The organism is Mesorhizobium sp. P2_A8 (assembly GCF_056404935.1).
The window spans coordinates 22,876-46,279 of sequence record NZ_JBFUDB010000013.1 but is presented as its reverse complement, the minus strand read 5'-3'; the positions used below and the strand labels follow the sequence as shown (position 1 = coordinate 46,279).

21 protein-coding genes are annotated in these 23,404 nt (G+C 56.9%); 2 read left to right on the top strand and 19 right to left on the bottom strand.

Annotated features, from left to right (window positions below):
* Positions 1 to 32: 32 nt before the first annotated feature.
* From AC1D10_RS32300 to AC1D10_RS32290, 3 genes are read right to left on the bottom strand one after another with little or no spacing between them, the layout of a single operon-like run.
* Complete coding sequence (locus AC1D10_RS32300; RefSeq protein WP_477278859.1) at positions 33 to 524, bottom strand: Lrp/AsnC family transcriptional regulator; 492 nt, start codon at positions 522 to 524, stop codon at positions 33 to 35.
* 55 nt (positions 525 to 579) lie between these two features.
* Positions 580 to 1,593 (bottom strand): GlxA family transcriptional regulator, encoded by a 1,014-nt coding sequence (locus tag AC1D10_RS32295; protein ID WP_477278857.1) that lies wholly within the window; start codon positions 1,591 to 1,593, stop codon positions 580 to 582.
* A gap of 30 nt (positions 1,594 to 1,623) precedes the next feature.
* Positions 1,624 to 4,098, bottom strand: a complete 2,475-nt coding sequence (locus AC1D10_RS32290) for a GcvT family protein (RefSeq protein ID WP_477278855.1) — start codon at positions 4,096 to 4,098, stop codon at positions 1,624 to 1,626.
* 118 nt (positions 4,099 to 4,216) lie between these two features.
* Here AC1D10_RS32290 and AC1D10_RS32285 point away from each other — a divergent pair, with 118 nt between their 5' ends.
* Together AC1D10_RS32285 and AC1D10_RS32280 are read left to right on the top strand one after the other, a co-directional pair.
* The gene (locus AC1D10_RS32285) at positions 4,217 to 4,447 is read left to right on the top strand and encodes a hypothetical protein (RefSeq protein ID WP_477278853.1); all 231 of its coding nucleotides are present in this window, start codon (positions 4,217 to 4,219) and stop codon (positions 4,445 to 4,447) included.
* Positions 4,444 to 4,824: a cupin domain-containing protein gene (locus AC1D10_RS32280; RefSeq protein WP_477278851.1), complete on the top strand. Its 381-nt coding sequence runs from the start codon at positions 4,444 to 4,446 to the stop codon at positions 4,822 to 4,824. The genes AC1D10_RS32285 and AC1D10_RS32280 overlap by 4 nt, the downstream gene beginning before the upstream one ends.
* Before the next feature lie 55 nt (positions 4,825 to 4,879).
* On the opposite strand, the gene AC1D10_RS32275 is transcribed toward AC1D10_RS32280, so the two are convergent.
* The 16 genes from AC1D10_RS32275 to AC1D10_RS32200 all read right to left on the bottom strand — a co-directional run bounded on the left by AC1D10_RS32275 (position 4,880) and on the right by AC1D10_RS32200 (position 23,400).
* Positions 4,880 to 5,746 carry a maleate cis-trans isomerase family protein gene (locus tag AC1D10_RS32275; RefSeq protein ID WP_477278849.1) on the bottom strand — a complete coding sequence of 289 codons (867 nt, stop codon included), beginning with the start codon at positions 5,744 to 5,746 and terminating at the stop codon, positions 4,880 to 4,882.
* Positions 5,747 to 5,779: 33 nt separating this feature from the next.
* Positions 5,780 to 6,250 (bottom strand): Lrp/AsnC family transcriptional regulator, encoded by a 471-nt coding sequence (locus tag AC1D10_RS32270; RefSeq protein ID WP_477278847.1) that lies wholly within the window; start codon positions 6,248 to 6,250, stop codon positions 5,780 to 5,782.
* Between the two features lie 218 nt (positions 6,251 to 6,468).
* The gene (locus tag AC1D10_RS32265) at positions 6,469 to 7,650 is read right to left on the bottom strand and encodes a M24 family metallopeptidase (protein ID WP_477278845.1); all 1,182 of its coding nucleotides are present in this window, start codon (positions 7,648 to 7,650) and stop codon (positions 6,469 to 6,471) included.
* Between the two features lie 30 nt (positions 7,651 to 7,680).
* Positions 7,681 to 8,646, bottom strand: a complete 966-nt coding sequence (locus tag AC1D10_RS32260; RefSeq protein WP_477278843.1) for a glycine betaine ABC transporter substrate-binding protein — start codon at positions 8,644 to 8,646, stop codon at positions 7,681 to 7,683.
* Entirely contained in the window at positions 8,643 to 10,154 is a 1,512-nt protein-coding gene (locus tag AC1D10_RS32255; protein ID WP_477278841.1) for an ABC transporter permease, read from the bottom strand. The genes AC1D10_RS32260 and AC1D10_RS32255 overlap by 4 nt, the downstream gene beginning before the upstream one ends.
* A gap of 1 nt (position 10,155) precedes the next feature.
* Positions 10,156 to 11,286 carry a quaternary amine ABC transporter ATP-binding protein gene (locus AC1D10_RS32250; RefSeq protein WP_477279067.1) on the bottom strand — a complete coding sequence of 377 codons (1,131 nt, stop codon included), beginning with the start codon at positions 11,284 to 11,286 and terminating at the stop codon, positions 10,156 to 10,158.
* Positions 11,287 to 11,600: 314 nt separating this feature from the next.
* Positions 11,601 to 12,632, bottom strand: coding sequence for a nitroreductase family protein (locus AC1D10_RS32245; RefSeq protein WP_477278839.1), 1,032 nt, complete (start codon positions 12,630 to 12,632; stop codon positions 11,601 to 11,603).
* Positions 12,633 to 12,772: 140 nt separating this feature from the next.
* A complete protein-coding gene (locus tag AC1D10_RS32240) occupies positions 12,773 to 13,552 on the bottom strand; it encodes a carbon-nitrogen hydrolase family protein (RefSeq protein WP_477278837.1) in 780 nt (259 codons plus the stop codon).
* Positions 13,553 to 13,623: 71 nt separating this feature from the next.
* Positions 13,624 to 14,586 (bottom strand): glycine betaine ABC transporter substrate-binding protein, encoded by a 963-nt coding sequence (locus AC1D10_RS32235; protein WP_477278836.1) that lies wholly within the window; start codon positions 14,584 to 14,586, stop codon positions 13,624 to 13,626.
* Positions 14,587 to 15,213: 627 nt separating this feature from the next.
* A complete protein-coding gene (locus AC1D10_RS32230) occupies positions 15,214 to 17,361 on the bottom strand; it encodes a type IV secretory system conjugative DNA transfer family protein (protein ID WP_477278835.1) in 2,148 nt (715 codons plus the stop codon).
* 13 nt (positions 17,362 to 17,374) lie between these two features.
* Positions 17,375 to 18,400, bottom strand: a complete 1,026-nt coding sequence (gene virB11, locus AC1D10_RS32225) for a P-type DNA transfer ATPase VirB11 (protein ID WP_477278834.1) — start codon at positions 18,398 to 18,400, stop codon at positions 17,375 to 17,377.
* A complete protein-coding gene (gene virB10, locus AC1D10_RS32220) occupies positions 18,397 to 19,860 on the bottom strand; it encodes a type IV secretion system protein VirB10 (RefSeq protein ID WP_477278833.1) in 1,464 nt (487 codons plus the stop codon). The genes virB11 and virB10 overlap by 4 nt, the downstream gene beginning before the upstream one ends.
* Entirely contained in the window at positions 19,860 to 20,657 is a 798-nt protein-coding gene (locus AC1D10_RS32215; RefSeq protein WP_057143246.1) for a TrbG/VirB9 family P-type conjugative transfer protein, read from the bottom strand. The genes virB10 and AC1D10_RS32215 overlap by 1 nt, the downstream gene beginning before the upstream one ends.
* Entirely contained in the window at positions 20,654 to 21,373 is a 720-nt protein-coding gene (locus AC1D10_RS32210) for a VirB8 family type IV secretion system protein (RefSeq protein ID WP_477278832.1), read from the bottom strand. Before AC1D10_RS32210 ends, AC1D10_RS32215 begins: the two co-directional genes overlap by 4 nt.
* Before the next feature lie 66 nt (positions 21,374 to 21,439).
* Positions 21,440 to 22,483: a TrbL/VirB6 family protein gene (locus AC1D10_RS32205; protein ID WP_477278831.1), complete on the bottom strand. Its 1,044-nt coding sequence runs from the start codon at positions 22,481 to 22,483 to the stop codon at positions 21,440 to 21,442.
* 182 nt (positions 22,484 to 22,665) lie between these two features.
* A complete protein-coding gene (locus AC1D10_RS32200) occupies positions 22,666 to 23,400 on the bottom strand; it encodes a type IV secretion system protein (RefSeq protein WP_477278830.1) in 735 nt (244 codons plus the stop codon).
* Positions 23,401 to 23,404: the final 4 nt, after the last annotated feature.

The window sequence follows — 23,404 nt, the reverse complement described above, 5'->3', positions numbered from 1 at the left end:
GGACCAACTAGATAATATCTCGGTTGGGCCCGTTACGGCTTTGTCGGGAGGAGACTCGCTAGAGGCATCACTGCTTCTTCTTTCACTGACTTGGTAACGATGTAGCTAAAATAACGATCGATCCCAATCTCGCGTTGAAGGAGGCTGTCAACCAGACGCTGATAGGCATCGATGTCGCGCGCCATCACTTTTACCACGTAGTCGACGCCGCCGCCCACCGACCAGCAGGTGACGATCTCGGGTATATCGCGGATGACGCGCTCGAAGCGGTCGAAGTCAGCCTGGCGGTGGCTGGCCAGCGTAACCTCCATCAGGACGGTTGCGACCGGCGCGACCACACGCATAGCGATGGTAGCGTGGTAACCCGAGATGATGCCGGCCTTTTCCAGCTTACGCAGACGCATCCAGCACGGCGTTGGGGACAGGCCGACCCTTTCGGCCAGCGCCAGCTTGGTGATACGACCGTCGCGCTGTATGGCTTCGAGGATCTTGAGATCGATCGGGTCGAGTTTGGCTGATGTCATGGGGTCAGATCAGTCACTCTCGCCTGTATCAAGTTGGCGACATGTAGATGCTCGTTTAGGCTGCAGCGGGGCCACGACGCAAACGCTCAAGGGCTTCTGCCCGCGCGACGCGCGGTGTCATTCCATAAATGTCGCGATAAGCCTTTGAAAAATGGGAGGCTGAGACAAAGCCGCAGGCCATTGCTATTTCGACGATTGGCATCTGAGAGTTGACAATGAGCAAATGAGCCCGCTCGAGCCGCATATCGAGGTAATATCGTGCTGGCGATCGTCCTATTTTCTGGGAGAAAATGCGCTCGATTTGGCGCCGGGATAAACAGTTTGCAGCGGCCACGTCTTTTAGAGCGATCGGCTCGTCAAGATGCGTCTCCATTTGCTCGATGATTTTCAACAAACCATCATGCTGAATCGCGGCGCCAGAATGCAGCGGGAATCGCTGCCGCTCTCCAGGCTGACGAACTTTGATGGCGACAGCCTTTTCGCTTACCCGGCCTGCTACAAAGGGATCACAATCTCCGCTGACTAAATGCACGAACATGTCGAAAGTGGCAACGCCGCCGGAGCAGGAGTATGTCTCCTGGTCAATCTCAAAGGCGGACTGAACTGCATTCACATTAGGGAACTGCTCAACAAATGCAGGATACTGTTCCCAGTGCACTGCACATTTTCGCCCGTCGGCCAAGCCAGTTTGCGCAATGCTGAACACACCGCTCGCGACGCCAGCCAACGCGAGTTTCCGTGCGCGGCACTCGCGTAACCAGCCCTGCACGATTCGATTCGGGGGCAGGGGGCGGCTCCCCCCGCACACGACAGCAACGGCGGGAAATAAGCCTATCGTTCCGACAAGACTGCGCTCGTCCTTGAGCGAATGATCGACCGAGATCATAAGCCCACAACTCGCCCTCACTGGGTGCCCATCATCAGATGCAATGCGCCAGGCATAAATGTCTGTCTCAAGCACCTCATTGGCCAATCGCAAGGCCTCCACAGCGGACGAAAACGCCTGCAGGGAGAATTCCGGCGCGAGATAGAAGCTGAACAGGCGCCTTGCAGTCATCATTTTAAGCATCGCTGCGCCTATCCTAAAGCCAGATGCTCGTCAGACCTTGGCTCTCAGGCCCTTCGGATCGAAAAAGGCCTGGAGCGAAACGTCTACGTCAAAAAGTTCACCGGCGATTTCGACCTGCCAGTCTCCGGCATCGATCCATTCACGGCTGACGCCATCGGCGTTGTTGACGTAGCCGAGGCCTATGGATGTGCCTAAGGTAAAGCTACGCACTCCTGAGGAGATGTACCCGACAATGGCGCCATTGTAGCGGATGAGTTCCTCACGGAAGAGCAAAGGTTTTGCATCCCGCAGCTTGAACGCCAATAGCCGCTTGCGCGGCGTTCCCGCTGCTTTCTGAGCCTCTGTAGCCTCTTTGCCTTGGAAGCCGCCAGCCTTCGACCAGTCGATCGTGAAGCCGAGGCCCGCTTCCAGAAGGGTGTCTACCGGGGTAAGGTCGAGCTCATACTCCCGATAGGCTCGCTCCGAGCGGAGGTGCTCAAGCGCATGATAGCCGGCGGTCCGTAGGCCATGTTCGGCGCCTGCCTCCCAGAGCACATCGAAAATATGCTGGGCCATTTCCGTGGGGATATGAAGCTCCCAGCCCAGTTCTCCGATATACGTCAACCTGTTAGCTATGATTCTCGCATAACCAACATCAATTTCCTGGCTGGTCGCGAAAGGAAAAGCCTCGTTCGAGAGATCGGTGTCGGTAACCTTGCTAAGAATTTCGCGAGATTTTGGCCCCTGGAGTGAAAGAACCGCATAGCCTGAGGTGACGTCCGTAAGTGTCACGTTCCAGTCCAGAGTTATATGCTTGCGAATCCAAGCTGTATCGCGCGGATGGACGGTGGCAGAAGAAATGATCAGGTATTCTGTGTCCGAAAGCCGGTTGACGGTGATGTCGGTCTCAATCCCTCCCTTCTCATTGAGCATGTGGGTATACACGAGCTTGCCAACGGGGACGTCGACATTGCCGGCGCAGAGCCACTGCAGGAACCGACAGGCGTCTCGGCCCTGGACGAGATGCTTCCCGAACGAACTTTGGTCAAACAGAACCGCGTCCGTGCGGGCGGCGCGGCATTCTTCGGCAGTGTTCTTGAACCAGTTAGGCTCCTGGTACGAATAAATATTCTCGGTAGACTGCCCCGGTTCCGCAAACCACATGGGGCGTTCCCATCCCATGCCCTCGCCAAAACTTGCGCCTAGTTTGCCCAAACGGTCATGGAGCGGGCTCTTTCGCACGCCTCGAGACGTCTCCCGCTGATGACTCGGCCAATGCATCTTGTAGTGCAGACCGAGGATTTCGGCCGTGCGGTCGTGAAGGTAGCGTTTGTTGATCTGGAACGGGTGAAACCGGCCCACATCGACAAAGCTGATATCCATCTGGGGGGATTTGGCGACGATCCATTCGGCCAAGGCCCTGCCGGCACCGGCGCCAAACTCAATACCTTCTGAGTTGTACCCAGAAGAAACGTATAGGTTCTTCAATCCTGGAACTTCACCAATCATGAACAACAGATCCGGAGTAAAGCTTTCAGGCCCGTTGAAAAACTTAGCAATCCCAGCGTTGGCCAAGTCTGGGACGATTTCGATTGCCTTGGTCATCGGCAGTTCAAAGTGGTCCCAGTCCTCCCTAAGCTCTATAAAAGCTGTGTCTTTGGGCAACTGGTTCATCGCGACCGGCTTGCCCCAAGGCTCGAACGCACCGACCAGCAGCTTGCCCGTGTCTTCTTTCAGGTAAACATGCCCATCAGTGTCGCGCAGGACGGGCAACGTCGGCCGGATGAAGTCCATCGGTTCGGTGACCACATAGAAATGCTCGGCGGCATAAAGCGGTACACGAGCACCGAGCTTGGCCGCGAGGTCCCGCGTCCAGAGCCCACAGGCGAGGACCAGCGTCTCGGCCTCAATCAGCCCATGGTCGGTCTGCAATTGATAGAGACCCTCGGGCGTCCGCCACAGATCCTTGACCTCCTGGTTCTCAAAAATCCGGGCACCGTTTTGCTTGGCGCCTGCAGCCAGCGCCATACATGTGTCGATGGGATTGGTCTGTCCGTCCCGGGGGATGAAGACGGCCCCCTCGATGATCGAGGCGTCAATCGCGGGATAAATGGCCTTGGCCTCGGCCGGCGAGATCATGTGGGCCTCCAGGCCAAAGCTCTTAGCGACCGAGGCGTTGCGAGCTGTTTCGTGCAGACGATCCTTGGTCCGGGCAACGCCAAGCGTACCGTTACGTTTCAGCCCCGTGGCCTGGCCTGTTTCGCCCTCGAGCGCATCGTACAGTTCGGCGTTGTATTTCGCGATTTCGGTGAGGGAATGTGTGCCGCGGGTTTGCATAATCAACCCGGCGGCATGCCAGGTCGTCCCTGACGTCAGGGTGTTGCGCTCCAATAGAGCGACGTCCTTTTTCCCCATTTTCGCGAGGTGATAGGCAACGCTTGCGCCCGCTATGCCGCCGCCCAGAATGACGATTTCGTGGTGACGTGCGGCCGGTGCGCGAGGACGAAGTGGCGAAGAATGTGTCATGGGACCCTGTAACCTAATGAAGGGGCTGCAATGACTTGCGCACCTTCCATTGTTTCCTCAGGGAAATTAACCGGGTCACAGCGCGGAAATTCCGCGTATTTGTTAGGATATGGGCCGGTTGGCCGCGACAATCGGCATTTGTTTGCGGCTGCTAGGCGCCGTGGAACACTATCATGACGCTGCGCGCAGTCAGGTAGCTCGCGCGGATCATGAAAATCGTTTCGACGTGCTGGACCGGCCTTTGAAAAACTTCTTTTGTATCGACCCCTTAGTGTCGCCAGTACGGGGCCATGGCTTCCAACCAGCCGAGATTTTGGCAGACGACGTCGATCCCGAGGTTAGCGCATGATGATGCCTATAGTTCTGCCGGCTTCCGCTTTGCCGCGGCGGCCTAAACCTACTCCAGTGCCTATAAATTGCCCCGCTGAACATCAGCTGACGGCTGCCGAGGGTATTCGGACGCGCCAGAAGCTTTTGTATGTGTCGCCCGCGGATTCCATGAGAATCCTGGTAACAGAATGGAGTGTCGGCGAATGGCGCCACGCCACAGAAGCGTTGGAATTCTGTCAAATACTGTCCGGGGTCGGGCGGTTTACGTCTGAAGAGGGTGACACTATATTGCTCAAGAGTGGCGATGCAGTCCTATTTCATCCGGGCACGAGCGGGAAATGGGTGGTGACCGAGACATTGAAGTGTCTTATCCTGACTGTGGCTCACACAGACTGACCGCAGTTATCTCTCGGCAGCTTACGGACCAGCCAAGGTCGGGCTCCGCATTAGGTCAGGCCCACTGTGCGTCGAGCAACTTACCGAAGCCCTTGATCGAAGCTTTATAGCTTGCGAGTTTCAGAGTGTGCCAAGCTAACGCCTGAGTGCTGGACATAACCTGTATACCTAGCTCACGCTCAAATCGTGCCAGGTGAGGCACGACAGGCATGGCCGTGCACGACAAGAACAAAACGTCTGCCGCGGATTGTTTGACCAGCGATTTCGCAGCGACCAAAATCTCCTCCACATCCAGTTCGCAGATCTCGATATCGGTTTTGCAATCGAAGACGCCGTCCGAAGCCACATGGATGCCGGCGTTCGCCAGGAAGGGCAGGAATTTTTGGTGGAAGTCGAAACCGTAAGGAGTGAGCAAGGCGACGCGCTTTGCTTGGATGTGTCGGATCGCTTCGATCATCGCGATCCCCGGTGAGGTATATTTAACACCGGGGCACGCTTGCTCGAGTTCGCGAAGCAAGGTCGGTATGCCGAGGGCCACCGTCCCGCTGGTGCAGCTGAATGCCAGCACGTCAAATCGATCGCTGGGCGGAAGAGTGTTGGCGATTTCCGTGAACGAGGTTGGCGTGGTAAAACCACCTCCTGCGTGGCTGTAAGCGGTCCTAGTCGTGTATACGGCAACATCGTCAGGCATTAAACGTTGGAACGCGCCTTCTCCCACCTCATCCGTATTCAAAAGGATCAAACCGATCCTGGCTCCCGGTACCGAGCGGCTGGCCTTCGGTGAAAACACAACCGTGGGCGATCGAACTCCCATTCCACTGCTCCATCTGCTGATCGTGCGCAAGCGATTGGCCACCAACATAAGGCTTGAACTGAGCCGTTTGGCAGCGTTCGCTAGAGCCGTTGCGCCGTCGAACGGCATCTCGCAGGCCAAGCAAGCATAAGTGGCACCCGCTCAGTCCGTTGGAATGACGCTGCCACGTTTGTAGACTTGGAGGCAAACGCTCGTGTTGATGCGTTTGATGTTCGGATTCATTTCAACCATCATTTGGGTAATGTGGTCGTATTCCTCCACATCTTTTGCAGTAATGATCACGGTCAAATCCGATGCCCCGGTCGTATAAAATGCCTGCTGGACGTAGCTCTCGCCTAGCAGCCATTTCTTGAGCTGAAGGAGCAGATCTTTGCGTTCCCGTTCAACTTCGATCGCAGCCAAAAAAACCAAAGGCCGGCCAACCTTCTTGGCATCGACCACGGCAACCGTTGCAACGATGACGCCTAAGTCTTTCAAACGCTTGATGCGACGCTGGACCGCGGACGCCGAGAGGTTCACTTCCTCAGCGATTGTTGAGGCCGGCCGCTCGGCATCTAACTGGATGATACGTAGAATTTTTCGATCATAATCGTCGATGTCTTCAACACTCACCGGCTGCCCCCGACCTCACGAAAATTGGCCCTACGATTTTTAGCTTGTGATGTAGCCTTCCGCCAGTATGCCGTCCCACGCGTAATCGGTGTCAGGTAATCCATCGAAGGTCGGCTGCCACGATGATCGCAGCGGATTTCCTTGCCCTTGAGGGGGGCAGGGACCAGCATGGAGGGCCGACGCGCCGCGGTGACATATCGCGGCGCGTCGAAAACCTTTCAGTTACGGGAGAACAGGCGATGGGGGACGGAAGACAGGCGTTGACCACCCCCGTCGGAGACCGCAAAAGTCTCCGACAGCGCTATCCCCTGCTTTTCCAGCCAAAGCCCGGATTGGAAGTGGAAACACATCCCCACCTCTAGCACGGTTCGGTCTCCGTCTTGGATGTTGGCGGTCTTTTCACCCCAGTCCGGCGGATACGCGATGCCGATCGGATAACCAACACGGCTGTCCTTCGACAGATTGTTCTTGCGAAGCACATTTTGCCAAATGTTCTCGACCTCTCCGCACGTTACGCCTGGTTTGGCCGCTTCCAGGGCCCGATCGACGCCCTCGATGATGACATCAGCAAGGCGATTCTGCTCTGAGGACGGTGTTCCCAACTGGATCGTTCGCGCCAGAGGGCAATGATACCGCTTCCTAACCCCTCCCAGTTCGATGACAACCATTTCATTGGTCGGCATCTCCCGGTCTGTCCAGTAGAGATGGCAAGCATGAGCGTCTTCACCAACCATCACAAAAGGGAAGGCTGCGGGGGAATCTCCATACAGCCCTTCGGTCCCTATAATGGAGGTGTGCAGGATGTCGGCCGCCACTTCGTAGCTCTTTTTTCCCGCGAGGAGATTGTCGATGGCCTGTTGCATGGCAACAGTCGTGATTTTGCCGGCCTCTCGCATATATCGGAGCTCCGCAGGCGACTTAGCCAACCGAACCCAATTAACGAGTCGACGGTTGTCGACGACCTTGGCATTGGGAAGACCCGCCAAAATGGTCTGGTGACAGCGGGCAGTATAATAGTCGACGTCCATTTCAACGCCGATCGTTTGGTTACCCCATCCCCTCGACTCTATATGCTCACATAGTGCCTTGAACGGATGCACGTGCTGCTGATGCAGCATCGTCTCGGGGTAAGGGAGCAAGTTCTGTTCCGGAAGACGGGTAGTAATCCTGACTGATGATGTGTCCATCATGCGCCCAAACCATAAAGGGGTGGGCTCGTCTTTATGCACGAGAAGAATCTGGGGCACATAGAAGGACAGGGCATCAAGGCCCGTCAGGTAGTTGATGTTGGCCGGGTCTGTACAGAGCAATAGGTCTATACCGGCGCCGTCCATGCGCTTTTTCACGTTGCGCAGACGCTTGTCGTATTCGCCAGCGTCAAACGGGATCACATATGACATTTGCATTCTCATCTTTCTGGGATCAGATATTTAATTGGCCTTCCCAGCCATCCATCCGAGGATTTTGGCATCGTTCTTTGCGACCCAATCCTTGGCAAACGTATCTGGATTGATCTTCTTGTTGCCAACCGCGTCGATCCATTGAGCGATTTCCGCAGGGTCGATCGTGATATTCTTCAGAAGGGAGACCAGCTTCGGATCCTTAGCTTCCAACTCATTGGCGTAGGCAATATTGACGGAGATCGGGGCCCAGGCGGTCGTGACCGAAGACATTGCAAGCCAGTTTGGATTTTGGTCTGGCTGGACAACTTTCCACTTCGCATCGTCATGCGCCGGCTCCTCGAGCATAACAACTTCCTTGCGCGAAAAAGTTGGGTGAGGGGTGTAGCAAATGCCGATCCATGGCTTGTCAGAACGGATTGCCTGCTCCAAGTCGACGATCGCGAGGCTCTCCTCAATTGTCGTCATTTCAAAAAGGTCTGCATATCCATAGTCCCGTGCGCGGATTAACTCGGTCTTGGACGAACTCCAGCCTGCGGGGCCGATCCACAGTTTCGGCTTTCCGCCTGCGGCGGTCTTGAAGATATCTGCGATATCGGGACGGGAGAGATCATAGATCGATTTCACGCCAAATTTTTCCTGCGTATGCCGAGTGGTGCACATTCCGGAAAGCGTCTGGAAGGTCATACTGCCAAGCTTCACAGTCTGCTTTTCCTTGACGTAAGCCTTTATCAAGCTATCGTGGTTTGGCGACCATATCTCCGGGAGGATATCGATCTCACCTTTGTCCATGGAAGCTAAGATGATGGGCAGTGTGCTGTTAACAACTTCTGATGAGGCACCAAAATATTTCTCGGTTATTTCCTTCAGTACACTGGACATTGCTTGGAGGGATGGCCAGTTAGAGGAGCCAATTTTGATTTTTTCCTGCGCCGTCGCCGGCGCGGAAAATCCCATTGCGACAGCGAGTGCGAGAATTGAAAGTCTGATTTTCATTGGTTTGTACTCCGTTTTCCCTGTATGAGACGATCGAGAATGATGGCGCAGATCAGCACTGCCGCCCCCACCAAGAACCCTTGTCCGACTGATGCGAACTGGAGTGCCTGTAGGACATCTTCTCCCAAGCCTCCCGCTCCGATGAGAGAAGCAATCACCACCATCGACAGACACATAAGAATGGTTTGATTGACGCCTGCCATGATCGAGGGCATCGCCAGCGGGAGCTCGACCTTCAGTAGGCTTTGCCAAGGCGTAGCACCGAAAGCGACGGCTGCCTCCCGAGTGCTCAGCGGTATTTGCTGAAGGCCAAGTGCGGTGAGGCGCGCTACTGGCGGCATGCCGAAGATGATCGTTGCAAGCACGCCAGGTGTTTTACCGATACCGAAGAACGCTATGATCGGTACGAGGTAAATGAACGCCGGCATTGTCTGCATAAGGTCTAGAATCGGCCTGAACAGACGGTACGCACGGGGGCTTTTGCCACATAGGATTCCTAGCGGAATACCGATGCAGAGCGCCAACACTGCAGCCGTGCCCAACAGCGCGATTGTGACCATGCTTTTTTGCCAGAACCCGAATAGGGCCAGATAGACCAATCCGATGCCGGTGAAAGCGGCGGTTCCACTCCCCGCAAGAAGCCATGCCGCGAAGACCGCAACTAGGACAGTGCAAATCCAGGGCAAACCTTGCAGCAGACTTTCGACAGACGCGACCAATGCCGAGATACTGCCCGTGATGGCATCAAATATAGAGCGTCCGGATTGCGTCAGCGTGGCGAAAAACTGGTCAAGCGCGGTCGCCGTCATTCCCGCTATGTCAGATGTGTTCGATTGAACAGCCAACATGCTGGCGAGTTCCGGCGTGCTGGCGCCAAAGAGGGCAACCACATAGATGATGCAAAGCAGAGCTGCGCATACAACGACACGAATATAGTTCCGGCCCGAAGGCGTGGCCCGATTTCGCCGCCAGCGCATGTATTGCCGCGCGTAAAGCCAGTCCCCTGCAATGGCCAAAATGACACGGAGCCCGAGGAGGGCGGCGGCAGTTGCCAGGATGAGTGTCGTCGCGGCCCGGGCCCTCACTTCAGCAGCCGCACGTTCTTTAACCGCAGACTGGCTCAGCGACTTTGACAATTCCAACATTTGATTGGCCGAGTCGGTGTTGCCCTTCTGACGCTCGTCATCGGCTTGGGCGAGACGAGCTTCTGACAATTTTTCAAGCGACACAGCACGGGCGACGTTATCAGCTGTGAGCCCCCCCGTGGCTAGAAAGACAATGCCGATCACGAGTGCGATCTCGATCAGTCCAGCCACGAGGAATGCCCCGTAGAGACCGCGCGAGGCAGCCCACAGCGGCCCAATAAATCCGGCGGCGAAATTCGGTCGGTATTTGGAACTGCTTCCTTTAAAGATGCTAATGAATTTCGACTGATAATAGCTGTCATTTGGGCCAGTGAACTCGGCCATGGAACCTGACCAGTCTTGATCCTTGAATGATCTACTCATGTCAGCGCACCTCTTTCATCGACAACAGCATTGTCTCTATTGTGACCTTGCCGACAGCTCGGCCCGATTGATCTTGAATCACAATGTCGGATCGGTTCTCGGCAGCCCTAGCGATCAGCTCCGATAGGGGCGTGTCGAGGCTAGCCATGGGAGTGTTATCTCCCATGGGGAGCGCTCCATGATCCAAAGGGCTCATGACATGACGCGCAGTGAGGATGGGAATCCTAGAGATGCCACGAACGAACTCTGCCACGTACGCATCGGCCGGTGATGTAATGATATCTGCGGCGGTTCCAATCTGGACGATCGCGCCGTCCTTCATTATGGCGATACGATCGCCCAGATGGAACGCCTCCTCGAGATCGTGGGTGATGAAAAGTGTGGTTTTGTGGAGGTCTCGAGATAGTTCCAAGAATTGGTCCTGGAGGTCGCGCCGGATCAGCGGGTCAAGAGCACCAAAAGGCTCGTCCATGAGCAATACAGACGGATCGGCCGCCAACGCCCGCGCGATACCAACGCGTTGCCGCATTCCTCCGGAGAGCTCTGAGGGAACGCGATCCTCCCAGCCTTTCAGATCCATCCGCTCGATCGCAGCTTGAGCTTTGGCCCAGCGCTCAAGTTTGGGTACTCCCTGCAACTCCAAACCAAATGCGACGTTGTCGCGGACGGTCCAGTGTGGAAGAAGGGCAAAATCCTGAAAAACCATGCCGACCTGTTTGGATCGGATCGACCTTAGCTGAGCCTTCGAAACCTTCGAAATGTCGACGCCATTGAGGCGGATGACGCCACTGGTGGCATCTATGAGCCGGTTTACATGGCGAACAAGAGTTGATTTTCCACTGCCGGACAGGCCCATGATCGCGAGGATCTCGCCCTTCTTGATGGAAAAGCTGACATCTTTGACCGCTACCACGCAGCCGAAACGAGCAAGCACCTCGTCCTTGCTCAGACCTTCTCGATTGATCGCAGCCATCGCTTCATCGGCACGCAATCCAAAAATCTTCCAAACACACGAACAGGATACGACTTCATCGCGCTGTTCTGAGCTCTGACCGTTATCGTTCGACCGCTGCGAGCGTCCGTTGGCTGACACGGCAGAGATGCTGAGTTGGGCGTCAGCGATTGTGTTCATAGTCAACTTTGTTCCCCTTATTGCCGCGCAGTATATTAGGGCTATTGCGCGGATCTGCAGCGTTTTTTCCGGATTTTGGCGGTAACGCCGCGCATATCGGGGCTGTTACGCGCATTCTCGTCGCCGGCGTGACGCCCACGAACCGCTCTTTGGCTCGCTCGAGGTGATAAAAGCTCGAAGAGGCTTGAGTAGGCTTTCTTTGATTTCGAGGCGAGAGGAGTAGCGCCCGGTTTTCTCGGCGGGGCGATCCTATTTTAATCAAGAGGAGGCTGCCCGCTGCGAATTCGATCTCGACGCGGCGGGCTTGTGCCGAATTACGGTTTCACTCTGATTTTGATTTCGCTCACCAATTCCTCAACGTCAGGGCCCGGGGAACATGCCACCTGGAATTTCTCGGGGACGTGGCCAACGCCGATGAACGTAATGATCACCTCATTATCAGGAATCGCAAACTCGTCACGGAATGCTTGATCGCGATCACAATCGACCGACCAGTTTAGCAGGCAAGTTCCCAATCGCGCTGCATGAAGCGCATACACAAGGGACATCGCGAAAAGTCCACCATCGATCCAACCCTGGTTCCGCTCACCAATTTCATACATCTCGCGCAAATCGGCCGTTACGATCAGAAGGGCGCCGAGTCTGTGACCAAAGCCCTTGTTGCCATTATGATAACTTAGGACGTGCTCAATGAGCTTAGCATCAGTAGCGGTATAGACGCGCCGCATTTCTCGATTGCATGTTCTTGGCGTCTTGGTTGCCAGACTAACGGCTTGGCGGATAACGTCTTGCGAGACAGGCTCGCCTGTGAGGTGTCTGACACTATATCGGGTCTTCACGAAGCGGTCGTAATCAAAATGCGTAGCCTGCTCCAAATCATCCTTCGTGATGGTGACAGTCCCGCCAGGGACTGGCTGTCCTCCGATTTCACGCGCAAATTCTCGCAGCTGAGCTTCGAAATTGGGCGGTAAAGCGTACCCTTTTTCGTCATGAAAGCGGACGTACTCTCTGAGAGAGCCGCGGGCGCCTGCTGTTGCAAACCTGGCATGATTGTCGCGTTCCAATTCGGAAATTGCCGAGAATATCAGGGGCAAAAACCGTTGGCCAAAACCGGCGCGGGTATGCTCCAACGCCAGAGCTCTCTCTATGGCGTGGTAAGCGGCAGTGAGAAACGACTCCAAGCCTGTCGGGCTTGGGTTGATCGAAGCCGTGCTCGAATGCTGGACGAATTTTCTGAGATCATATTCATAGTTTCGTCTGATTTCGTCCTCTGTGGCGTGCTTCGTGAAAAAGTCGTTCTCCATCACAAGTTCACGCGCCACTTTCCGGGCAGTCTCTTCGCTCATCCGCGGTTTCCTGCTGCTTAATTCTGATACCGACGGGCCCAAGACGCGATGCATAACCTCACGCCGCGCGGCCGCGCGAAGGTATCGAACGGCACCAACCCAAGAGCTATCGCGCCGCATCGGATTTGCTTATGGTACACCTACCGTGGCGAATAGATCGAGGGACGCCGAGCCGCCATCAAATCGTAGCGGTTTTTATGTTTCAAAGTGACATCGACGTCGCAATAGAGCATTTCCTCGCCAGGTCCTGCCAAGCTTATAATACTGCCATCAGGTCCGAATAGCGCGCTTCCTCCGCCGTCATTCGCCCGGTTTACACTTAAGATAAAGGCCCGGTTTTCATAGGCGCGAGTCCGCATCATGGCCGTGTTGATGCTGTTCGTTCTCGAGTGTTCGCTGAACCAATCAGTAGCCGTGGGATGCAGGATGAGATCTGCCCCTTTAAGCCTTATCGTCCGGGCCACCTCTGGAAAATGACGATCATAGCAGATCATCGCACCGACGTTCAGACCTTCAACGGAAACGACGTCAAAAGAGATCCCTGGTGTGTACGCGACGGCTTCATTGTCTTCCGCACATAGGTGAGTTTTCCTGTAAGTCATTGCAATTTGCCCGTCACGACCGATTAAAATGGCCGTGTTGGCGATACCTGAGTCGACTTTTTCGGCCAGCGACCACATGACCCAAATACGGGCCTTCCTTGCAGCAGCCTGAATATCCCTTATCTCTGGATCGCGTAAAGCCCTGGACCAGAGCGGCAACTCATCGCTCTCGCAAGCGTAGCCATCCAGAACACTCTCGGGGAAACAAACCAGATCGGCCCCATGCGCAGCGGCTTCCTCGATGCGAGCGAGAGAACAATTAAGGTTCGCCTGGACATCTCCAACTTCAGTCGTGATCTGCGCTGCTGCTAACTTCATGTCAGATAACCCTACTTTTTTCGCGGTTGGCGTGACGCCTCTTTGACTCGAAAAGCGTCACGCCGCCATCATTACGGTTTTGCAGCCATCCAACCGAGAATCTTGGCGTCGTTCTTGGCCACCCAAGCCTTGGCAACTTCGTCAGGATCCTTTTTCTCGACCCCGACCGCCTGAATCCAATCGGCAATCTCTGTCGGTCCAAATTGCATGTGGTCAATCAGAGCGGCCAATTTGGGGTCTTTCTGCTCCAGCTTGCTTGAGTAAGCGATATACTGGGACGTCGGCTTCCAAGCCGTTTGCACGGACGACATTTGAAGCCAGTTCACGTTTTCGTCAGGCTGGACCACCTTCCATTTCGTGTCATCGTGGGCAGGCTCCTCAAGCATCACAATATCTGGGCCTGAGAACGTTGGGTGGGGCGTGTAACAGATACCGACCCAGGGTTTGTTCGACCGGATGGCTTGTTCGAGATCCACTATCGCAAGGGGTTCTTCCACCGTGGACAGATCGAAGAGATCCGCGTAACCGTAGTCCCGCGCACGTATAATCTCGACCTTTGACGAGCTCCAACCCGTCGGGCCAATCCATAACTTCGGTTTTCCACCATCAGCTGTCTTGAACTGATCTGCGATTTCCGGCTTGGACAAGTCGTATATCGACGTTAGTCCAAGAGTTTGCTGAGTGTGTTTGGTGGTGCATAGCCCGGTTAACATTTGATATGTAATGTGACCGAGTTTGACAGTCTTTTTATCTTTAACATAGGTTTTTATAAAACTGTCGTGGTTTGGCGAGCCGATTTCGGCCAGTATATCGACGTCACCTTGATCCATAGATGAAAGAATTATAGGCAGCGTGCTGTTCACAACCTCTGCGTTATCGCCGAAATATTTCTCTGAGATAACCTTGAGAACACTCGACATTGCCTGGATCGACGGCCAGTTGGACGAGCCAATTTTGATCTTCTCCCCCGCGAAGGCGGGGACGGCAAAGCCGATTGCGGCGGTCAGCACCAGCATGCGGATGTGCATTTTCATTTGATTTCTCCTTATTCCCCTTTTTGATTGATGTGCGCGGCGCAAAGCCCAGCTTTTGCAGCCGCGCTGAGAGCTAAGTTTAGGACCAAATGGCGGGGTCACGCCGCGCATTTGGGTCGGCTTTCGCGGCAATTCCGCGTTTTGGGGGTTTTAACGTCAAATTGCCTCTTGCCTCATAGGTTGCGAAAAGCTTAGGGCATGAGGGCAGCGCGCGCTGGGCCCTGGCTGTGACCGGGAGACTCTGCCTTTATCAGGGAGCTTCTACAGGCCTGGCACCGGCGCCATTGCAACGCGTGATCGACTATCTGAACCGTTAATTGCCTCGAATAGGACGCAGCCGGTGGGTCAGGGCCAACGCCCTTGGATTCCGGTTTCGGAATGATAGTAGCAAAGAACAATAAATACCGGCAATTTAACATAATGGATATTATGAGAATCTAAGTCTCTGATTACAAATAGCAAACAATAGGACCATAATTAAACTTTCGCGATTTAAAAGCAAAACTGCCACTGAAACGCGGAAGCTACTCTGACCTCGCAGCTTAGGCCGTCGTGGCTGGTCATCAAGAATGCGGCCTGTGCGGTTGGGCGGGAGGCTCATTGTCGGCGATCGTCGTAGATTCTCGGCTAATCGACTAGATCAGGCAAAGCATCTTCGACGATGCTGAGATTTCGATCGAAAGTTTCGGTGTCGGATGCGTTGGCGCGCAGAGACCGCACCTTGTTCAGGATGGCCGCAACCGCCGCTTCCTTGTCGGGCGCTATGCGTGTTGTCACCGCTTTGGCCGCCAAAGCGGAAAAATCTATGGCGCCATAGGCTTGTGCGGCTGCAGCATCTGTCGCTTTCAGTCGTTCTTTTACGATTGCGCGCCGGCCCGGCGGCGGAGCTATAGGGCCCGCTTTTGCGGCAAATGTTGCGCCGCGCCGCAGGCGGGTTTGCAAGAGGCCTGAGCGGTACGCCGATGCTGTCGGCACAATGGTCGGGAGCGCACGGGATGGAACCGCCGCGGAAGCGTCCAACGCAGGTCTTTTCGTGCGCGAAACCTCGACAGAGGCGGGCAGGGGCATGAACGCGCGTTTGGCGAGCTGGCCGTCGGCGAAATAGAAATTGCGGGTGCCGAGGATCGGCAGTTCGCCGCGCGGCAATATGATGACCTTGTTCTTGTCAAGCGTGCGGATTTCATCCGGCCGCATCAGGGGCCGCCGCACTTGCTTGCGGTGCTCCGAGCGCGTGTAATATGTGTCGAACAACGTTGCCTTGGTGCGCGTCACGTCCTTTTGGACGTCCGACGTTTCGCCGAGCTGCTCGGAAACGTAGCGGAGATCGTCCGCGTCCTGCGCACCGAAAAAGATCTGCACGCGAGCAGCGTTGATGAGCGTCTTGCGCCCTTCCTGGCGATAGATCTCGTCTACGGCCTTCAGCGACTGCACGAAAAACCACATGGAGACCCCGTTGCCGCCAAGCACGCTCGCCATTTCGGTCACGTTCTCGAGCTTGCCGAGGTTCTGAAACTCGTCGAGCAGCACAAGCACCGGATGCTCGTCCGGACGCGGCATGGTTTCCGACATGAAGTTCATCATCTGCGTAATCAGGACGTTGAACAACGGCCCGAGGGAGGTGATCTGCTCGCGCCGCACGTCGAGATAGAGAGAGATCCGGTCGCGCTTGAGTTTGCGAATATCGAAGGTGCTGCGCGAGGTGGCTCGCCTCAAGCGCTCGTTGAGAAAGGGGGCCATGCCGGTCCGCACGCCGGCGTAGATTCCAGAAAACTGCCGCTCAGACATCTCGAAGTACGGCAACAAGGTTTGCAGCGTGAAGTGCGAACATTCGCGGCGGCGTTCCTCGCGCAGCGAGCCGATGAACTCCAGGAGCGGCTGCTCGGCACCATTCATGATCTCGAGGATTGTGGAGAAGGTCTTCTTCTCGTTCGGGATCGCAGGCGATTCCATGACGAAGGACGCGATGCCGGTAAAGAGAAGGCGGGCGTCGTTGACCCAGTAGGGATCCGCGTTGGACGGGGGGCGCGGAAACAGCGCCGCAGCAATGTTGCGAAGGTCGATATCGCGCTGAGCCGAGTCCAGCGAGATGAAGTCCATCGGATTGTAGCATGCCGTATTGCCGTCCGGATCAGCAGGTGCGAAACGCACCACGCGGCTGATGGTCGAACGGTAACCAGCAGTCGCCGCATAGGTCTCGCCCCGCAGGTCGAGAACCACGAGCGAATACGGCCAGGTCAGGGCGTTCGGGATGATGAGCGACGTGCCCTTGCCGGAGCGCGGCGGCCCTATCACGAAGCCGCCGACATCATCGCCATCAATCCACAATTTCTTGCCGCCGATCAGCTTGTGCTGCGTCAAGCGGATCTTGCCTGAGCGCTGATCGCGGCTGGGCGACAGAATTTCGGCGAGCCTGCCGCCGGCCCGACCGACGAAGACGCCGCCAACTTTTGTCAGGCCGGTTTTCGAAACGTCGCTCATGGTCATGAAGCGAGAGTCATTGCGCTTTGTCGGACGCATGAGAAACAAGCTGACCAGTGGCAACAGAAACCCAAAAAATCCCGCCGCAATGGCGTATTGCACCCGGTCAAAATTTCTCGCAGTCACGTCAGCCCAGGCCAGACGAACAACCGGCAAGGGATTGGCGTTCAGCTGATCGAACAGGACGTGGGAGCCAGTCCGGTACCAATCAGTCGCGGCATAGGCTACCGTGAAGAGCAGGACGCCCATGGCCATGGCCATAAGCACCATGAAAATTGCTGTTGCGATTTTCTGCATGGGTGGGGCCTCGCTAGATCGTCTCGGCCTTGGTGAACTTGATCTCGCTGATGCCGCGTCGTCCGCCTTCGGTGCGGACCATCTGGACGACCACCGGAATGACCTCGCGCAGGTAGTCGAGGATTTCACTCCGTGAGAGCCCCGTACTGCCCTGCATGACCATCAGCGCCAGCCGCTCGTAGGCGGACCGGGCGGAATTGGCATGAACGGTCGTGAGCGAACCAGGATGGCCGGTGTTGATCGCCTGCAGAAACGCGAAGGTTTCAGCGCCGCGTAACTCGCCCAACAACAGGCGGTCGGGCCGCATGCGAAGCGAGGCTTCAAGCAGTTGCTGGGCGGAGACCTTTGCGAGGCCCTGGTCGCCCTTCGAGGCTATCAGCGTGACGTTGTTGGGAGCAGGCAGCCTCAGTTCGCGGGTGTCTTCGATCGTGATGATCCGTTCATGAGGCGGGATCTCCTTCAGGAGTGCATTCAAGAACGTCGTCTTGCCGGTCGACGTGCCGCCTGAAACGACGATCGAGACGCGGTTGCGCACCGCATACTGGAGGAACTCCATCGGCGACGTGTCCTGCAGCATTTCGACAAGTCGCTTTTCTTCGGTCGAAAGCGCCAGGCCGCTGCCCATCGCCGTGTCCTCGAATGCGCCGAGATCCTTGTAGGCATCAAGGCTCATATCCATGATGACCTGCTTGCGGATCGAGATCGCCCCGCCTTCGGGAGCCGCCGGCGGCAAGATGCATTGGATGCGCTCGCCTGAGGGTAGTGCTGCCGACAGGACCGGTTTTTCTTCGTTAATGACCTGATTTGTCGCCGAGGCGACACCCGTCGCGATATGCCTAATCCAGCCGGGCGTGACCTCGCGCTTGACGACGTGCTCCATTTCCTTGGCGCCGAGGCGTTCGATGAACAATTCACCTGGCCTGTTGATCGCAATCTCGGAAACCGAGTCTTCGTTCAAATACGACCATATTGGCTCCAGATGAGCGCGCAGGACCGGGGCTCTTGCCCAAGGGTCGGGGAGGGGATGCACGGCGTTCATTTCACCGGCCTCCCATAGCCGGGATAAAAATGATCCTTTGGCGTCGCGTAAAGAGGCGTCGGATCGATCGCCGTCTTCGGCCGCCCACCTGCCTTCAGGCGTGCAACTTCTTCCTGAACGGGGTCAGCGTACAAATCCGAGAAATCGAGATCCCGCCGCACCAGCACGACAATGGATGTACCCTGGTCGACATAGACGGTCGGGCCAATGTTCTGCGTGTCGCGAAACGCCTCCTGCGCGAGTTGCTGCAGGGCGGTCGATGACTTGTCGAAGGCGATGCCGCGGGCGTCGCGCTGTGAGCCATTGCCACCATAAGTTACGGTCGTGGTCTCACCGGTTACGGGATCGATCGTCGACACTTGGCGCTGTTGTCCATCTTGGCCGCGATCGCCAAGCGAGGACAGATATTCAGAGACGCCGCCAACGACGGAAAGCATGATGGCGTTGCCATAGCGTTCAACCCAGTGCGTATCGACACGGCCGCCCATGCCACCGCGGCCGAGCGCGTCTGCACCAGGCGATTTGATATCGACGGAAATGCCGTCCGAGCGGATGACCCTGCTCCAGACGATGAAAACACGCTTTTGTCCGCGCGCAAGCCCCGAGCGGTATTCTCCGGTCAGACGCGATCCTTTCGGAATCAGAACACGCCTGCCGTCGAGCGCAAACACGTCCTCTCGCACGACAGCGCGCACGGCGCCGGGAAGGTCGGTGTTAACAGCGGTTTCTAGATAGCCGCGAAGGATCGTTCCTTCAGGGATCAACGCATCGGTGCGTCGGAAGATTTTGGCTTTGACGATCCCGGAAGAACTTGCCTCGGACTGCGCCAGGAATGCCTTGTTGGGATCACTGTCGGCGCCGGGGACCGGGACGATCTGACCGTCGGGCGCGATTTCGGCCTGTGCCGCCTGGGCGCCGGCATCCGTCGAGCCGGTTTCACCATTCGTCACCATCTGGTTGGACCGTAGGCGTTCCCACACGGCCTTTTCGTGCTCGGCCGCCTCAGCCTTGCGGCGAGCCTCGTCCTCAGCCTCGGCCTTGCGGCGGGCTTCTTCCTCCTCGGCCTTGCGGCGAGCTTCCTCGGCCGCCATTTGTGCCTCCAGCGCGCGCCGCTGCGCATCGAGATCCGCGCCCTCCTGCACGGTCTGATCGACATTATCGGCTTGCTGCGTGCCCTTCTGGTCGTCGGCCGGTGGCGGCACCACGATCTGGTCGATCGTGCCGTCGGCTGGTTGAGGCGGCTCGTTCAACGCCGGCGGGCGAAACTCCGGCGGGTTGAAGTTTTCCTCGCCATCGCTGCGAAGATCGCGCGATACCGGCTCCCGAGGCCAGTTCAGCCATATCAGCGCGCCCACCAGCACCACGCCGAGGCCGACCAGGGCGATCCTGGTACCCACACCCGCACCGCGGCGCGCGACCGTCGGGCTGCCGTCCAGTTGGTTATAGTCGATCTGCGTCATCACCGCCCTCCGCTGGACCCGAACAGGGTGGAACCACCTGTCAGTTTCGTTGGACCGTAGACCTGCTCGACTGGATCGATAGCGTTGGGTCGAGCCCGGTTGTAAAGGCAGAGTGTCTTGCCATCGGCTCGCAGGGTGAATTGCCGTGCCACCTTGTCGATGACGGTGTATTTGCCCTGAGTGCGAACGTTGACCAACGACTCATGGCGCTTGTCGTCGACCACGAAGATCGCCGGAATGTCACCCTTGAACTCCAGAAACACCTTGGTGCCGTCGTCGAACACGGTGCGCGGCTTCAAGCTGTCATCGCCTTTGTACGCATAGTCGTAATTGAGATCGGCATAGTTCAGGTCCTTCAAATCCGGATCGGCGGCGCTCTCCTTGGCCTGCGAGAGCAGGCGCGCGTTGATATCCTCGTCCGGGTATTTGAACCGGACCTGGAAGGATGCCCGGTCGCGGCTATTGTCAGTTGCCTGCAGCAGCAGGGAATAGACGCGCCGGTTGGTGACCACGTTGACGTTGGTCCAAGCATCGCGCTCCAGCGGCTTGACGAACAGAAATCTGGATCCGCGTTTGGGAATGATCGACCAGCCCTTCGTGTCGCCAGCCGAGACGGTTTCGATGACTTCGGTCGGACTGAGTTCGACCATCGTCGAAATACCGAGAGCGGCGCGCACCGACGTCACGTCGTCATTGTTGAAGGTGACATATCGGATGCGGCCATCGCGCGCCGCCGCGCTATGGGTCGCGCAGAAGAGAAGGGCGGCACACAGCGCCAGCTTCACGCGCCGTCTCATTGCAGGCTCCCCGCGGCCGGCGCCGATTCCTGGTCGCGGCGGTAATCCGTAACCTGAAATCCCAACGGGTTGTCGAAACGCCATTCGTTCTTGAGCGGCGTTGAGGTGTAGCGGAATTTTATCACCGCCACCCAATTGTCGGCGGTGGACGAATTGTCCCGCCGCGTCGTTGTGGCAAAGCGCACCGAGGCCGTGTTGCGATTGAGCAGGGAAACCGACTTGATCTCGACCGCGACGGTGACATTGCGGCCGAAAATCTTGTCCAGCGAGTGCGGATTTGCTGGCGTGTAAAGCCACGTCAAATCCTTGGACGCGGCATCGGTGGAGTAGAGCTGCGCCAGGTCGTAATTCTGTTTCAGTTCACGCGAATCGTAGGTTTCGCGGGCCCTGATGTAGCGCACCAGATTGGCCGCCGTGACGGCCTCGTTCTGCGACAGATCGCCAGGCTTGAGCGCGCGCATGATCTCGAGGTAGCCCGTCGATTTGTCGACCTCGACAACGTAGGGCTCGAACTGCCGGAGCGGCAGGATCAGCACGAGCGCCAACAGCGACAGCACCGCAACCAGTCCGGAAACGCCACTGACGATCCATGCTAATGTACGCGATCGGCGCATTGACCGGTGCGTGTCGTCTTCCCAGGTCGCGCCTGCCTTGTAATAGCGTCTGTCGACGACTTCGCTGCTGCTGTTAGCAGTCGTTTCCGATGGAGTTGACACTTGCTATTGCCTCGTTTGCGTGACGCATCCTGATCAAGGACCGCGATCGATGATCGTTCGTGTGTTCTAGGCCAGAGGCCTGGCGTTATCGCGCGCACCTTGCTGGATGGCTGACCGAGCCGCGTCGTCCGCCCTTACTGCTCGCGGAGATCGGAAGCTGTTTGCCGCTAACTGTCGGGCGCCCCGAGCGGTGCGGCCGGCGGCCCATTGGGCCCCAGAGTAGCGCACCGCGTTTTTGCCGAAGTTTCTATAAGGGTTGTATGCGCCCACGGTGCTGAGATACCCGCCGCCATTCAGGATCGAAGCAATCGAGGGTATCTGCATGAGAACATAGATCCCGATGATCGTCACCAAAACCAAGGGCAGTACCAGCGACATCTTGCTGTCCATGGTCGCTCCACCTGATGTGGCGGTGTTCAGCGCGGCATTAACGAGCGAGAAGTAGAAACCGAGAAAGCCGTAGATGAGGATTTGCTGGATCATCAGAAACGTGGTGAGCGAAAGGAAGCCTTCGCTCATGCGCGAGGACCATCGGTAAAGCCAAAGAATGATCCATATCGGCGCCAGAGCGAGCGTAATGAACAACATCACCTTGGCGGCGATGATCGCGGCAATGGCAAGCGCTGCGAAGATGATGGCCGACAGCAGGACGAGCAGCGACAAGAGCGCGCCAAAGATGTCATAGAAGGATCCGCTATAAACCTGATTGGCGACGTCCTGCGCCCCTTGGTAGAGGTTGTCGATAAGCGCTGGAATTGCCCCCTGGTCGCTGAGCTGATTGCCGGTGGCACGCGACACGGCGCCGATGATCACCTTACCGACCTCGTCTGGAATGCTTTGGACAAGCTGATAGATCGTCGCGGAAAATGTGCCCCATCCGGTCAGCAGCAGATAGATGATGACGGCGCGGCCGAGGCGATAGGCCGCTTCGAGCGGCGACATCGACTCGCGCCCGCTCAGGATCGAATAGCCCCACCACACGATATAGAGGGTGAGCATGAGGGTGAAGACGTTGCCCATCGCATTGCCCAACTGCATATAGACGGTGCGGACGAAGTCCTCGCCGATGTTGTCAATGCCATCCAGAATGCTTGCGGCGAGACCGTTCATGGATCCTCGTCAATGATGCTGGCGAACGGCGTTGAATTGACCGGTTTTAGCACGCCGCATTCGTCCGTGCGGGCATACGCCAAAGGCCCGCACGGCGCTTTCCGTTCGCGATTTGCGCATCCAAACAGCACTGCGCCGAGCCCAATTACAGCGCATATGCGCAGCACTCGCCTCGACAAGCGCTAGCCTCCGCTCTTGCCAAATTCCGCGAACGGATTGACGTTGCGCGGTGTCATCATCTTCTGGACCTGGCTCTGGCGAAGAAGGTCCCCCTTCAGCTTCTCATTCAGGGCCGCGACCGCGCCGTTCTGGACACCGATCAATTCGTTGACCGCGCGCGCATTTTCCAGCTGCATTCGCGTGTTCTGGTCCACCGATCCCTTGACGTCCTGCGACTGCCCGATCTGCCCACTCGCGGACTGCAGGGACTGTTGGCGCTGGGTGACGCCCTGCGAGGCCTGCGAAGTCAGCGCGCTTAGCAGCGAGGCCACGTTGACGCTGCCGCCATAGGCTGTGTTGACGGCGCTTGTCTCCTTGCCGGCAATCTGCTGCAGCTGCTTCACCAGCTGCAGCCCATTGATGACGGCGCCGGCGATTTTCTGGATTTCGGGCGACAGGCCACCAAACGAAAGCGCGCCGCCATTCAGGATCGAACCGAACGACGGCGCCTGGGCAATCGACATGTTGCCGCCGAGGCCCATTTGTCCGATGCCGAGCGAACCGTCACGACTGCCGCTGAGAGTCTGCAGGATCTCCTCGCTCTTTTTCAGGATATCCTTGTTGGAATCCATGATGGAGTTGGTGTTTTCCGCATTCTTGCGGGCGACATCGAGATTGGCGCCATCGATGACGGCAATCTGTGCGTGGGCCGTGCTTGCCCAAAGCGCCAGACTGGCAGCAATCGCGAATTTCTTCATGTCA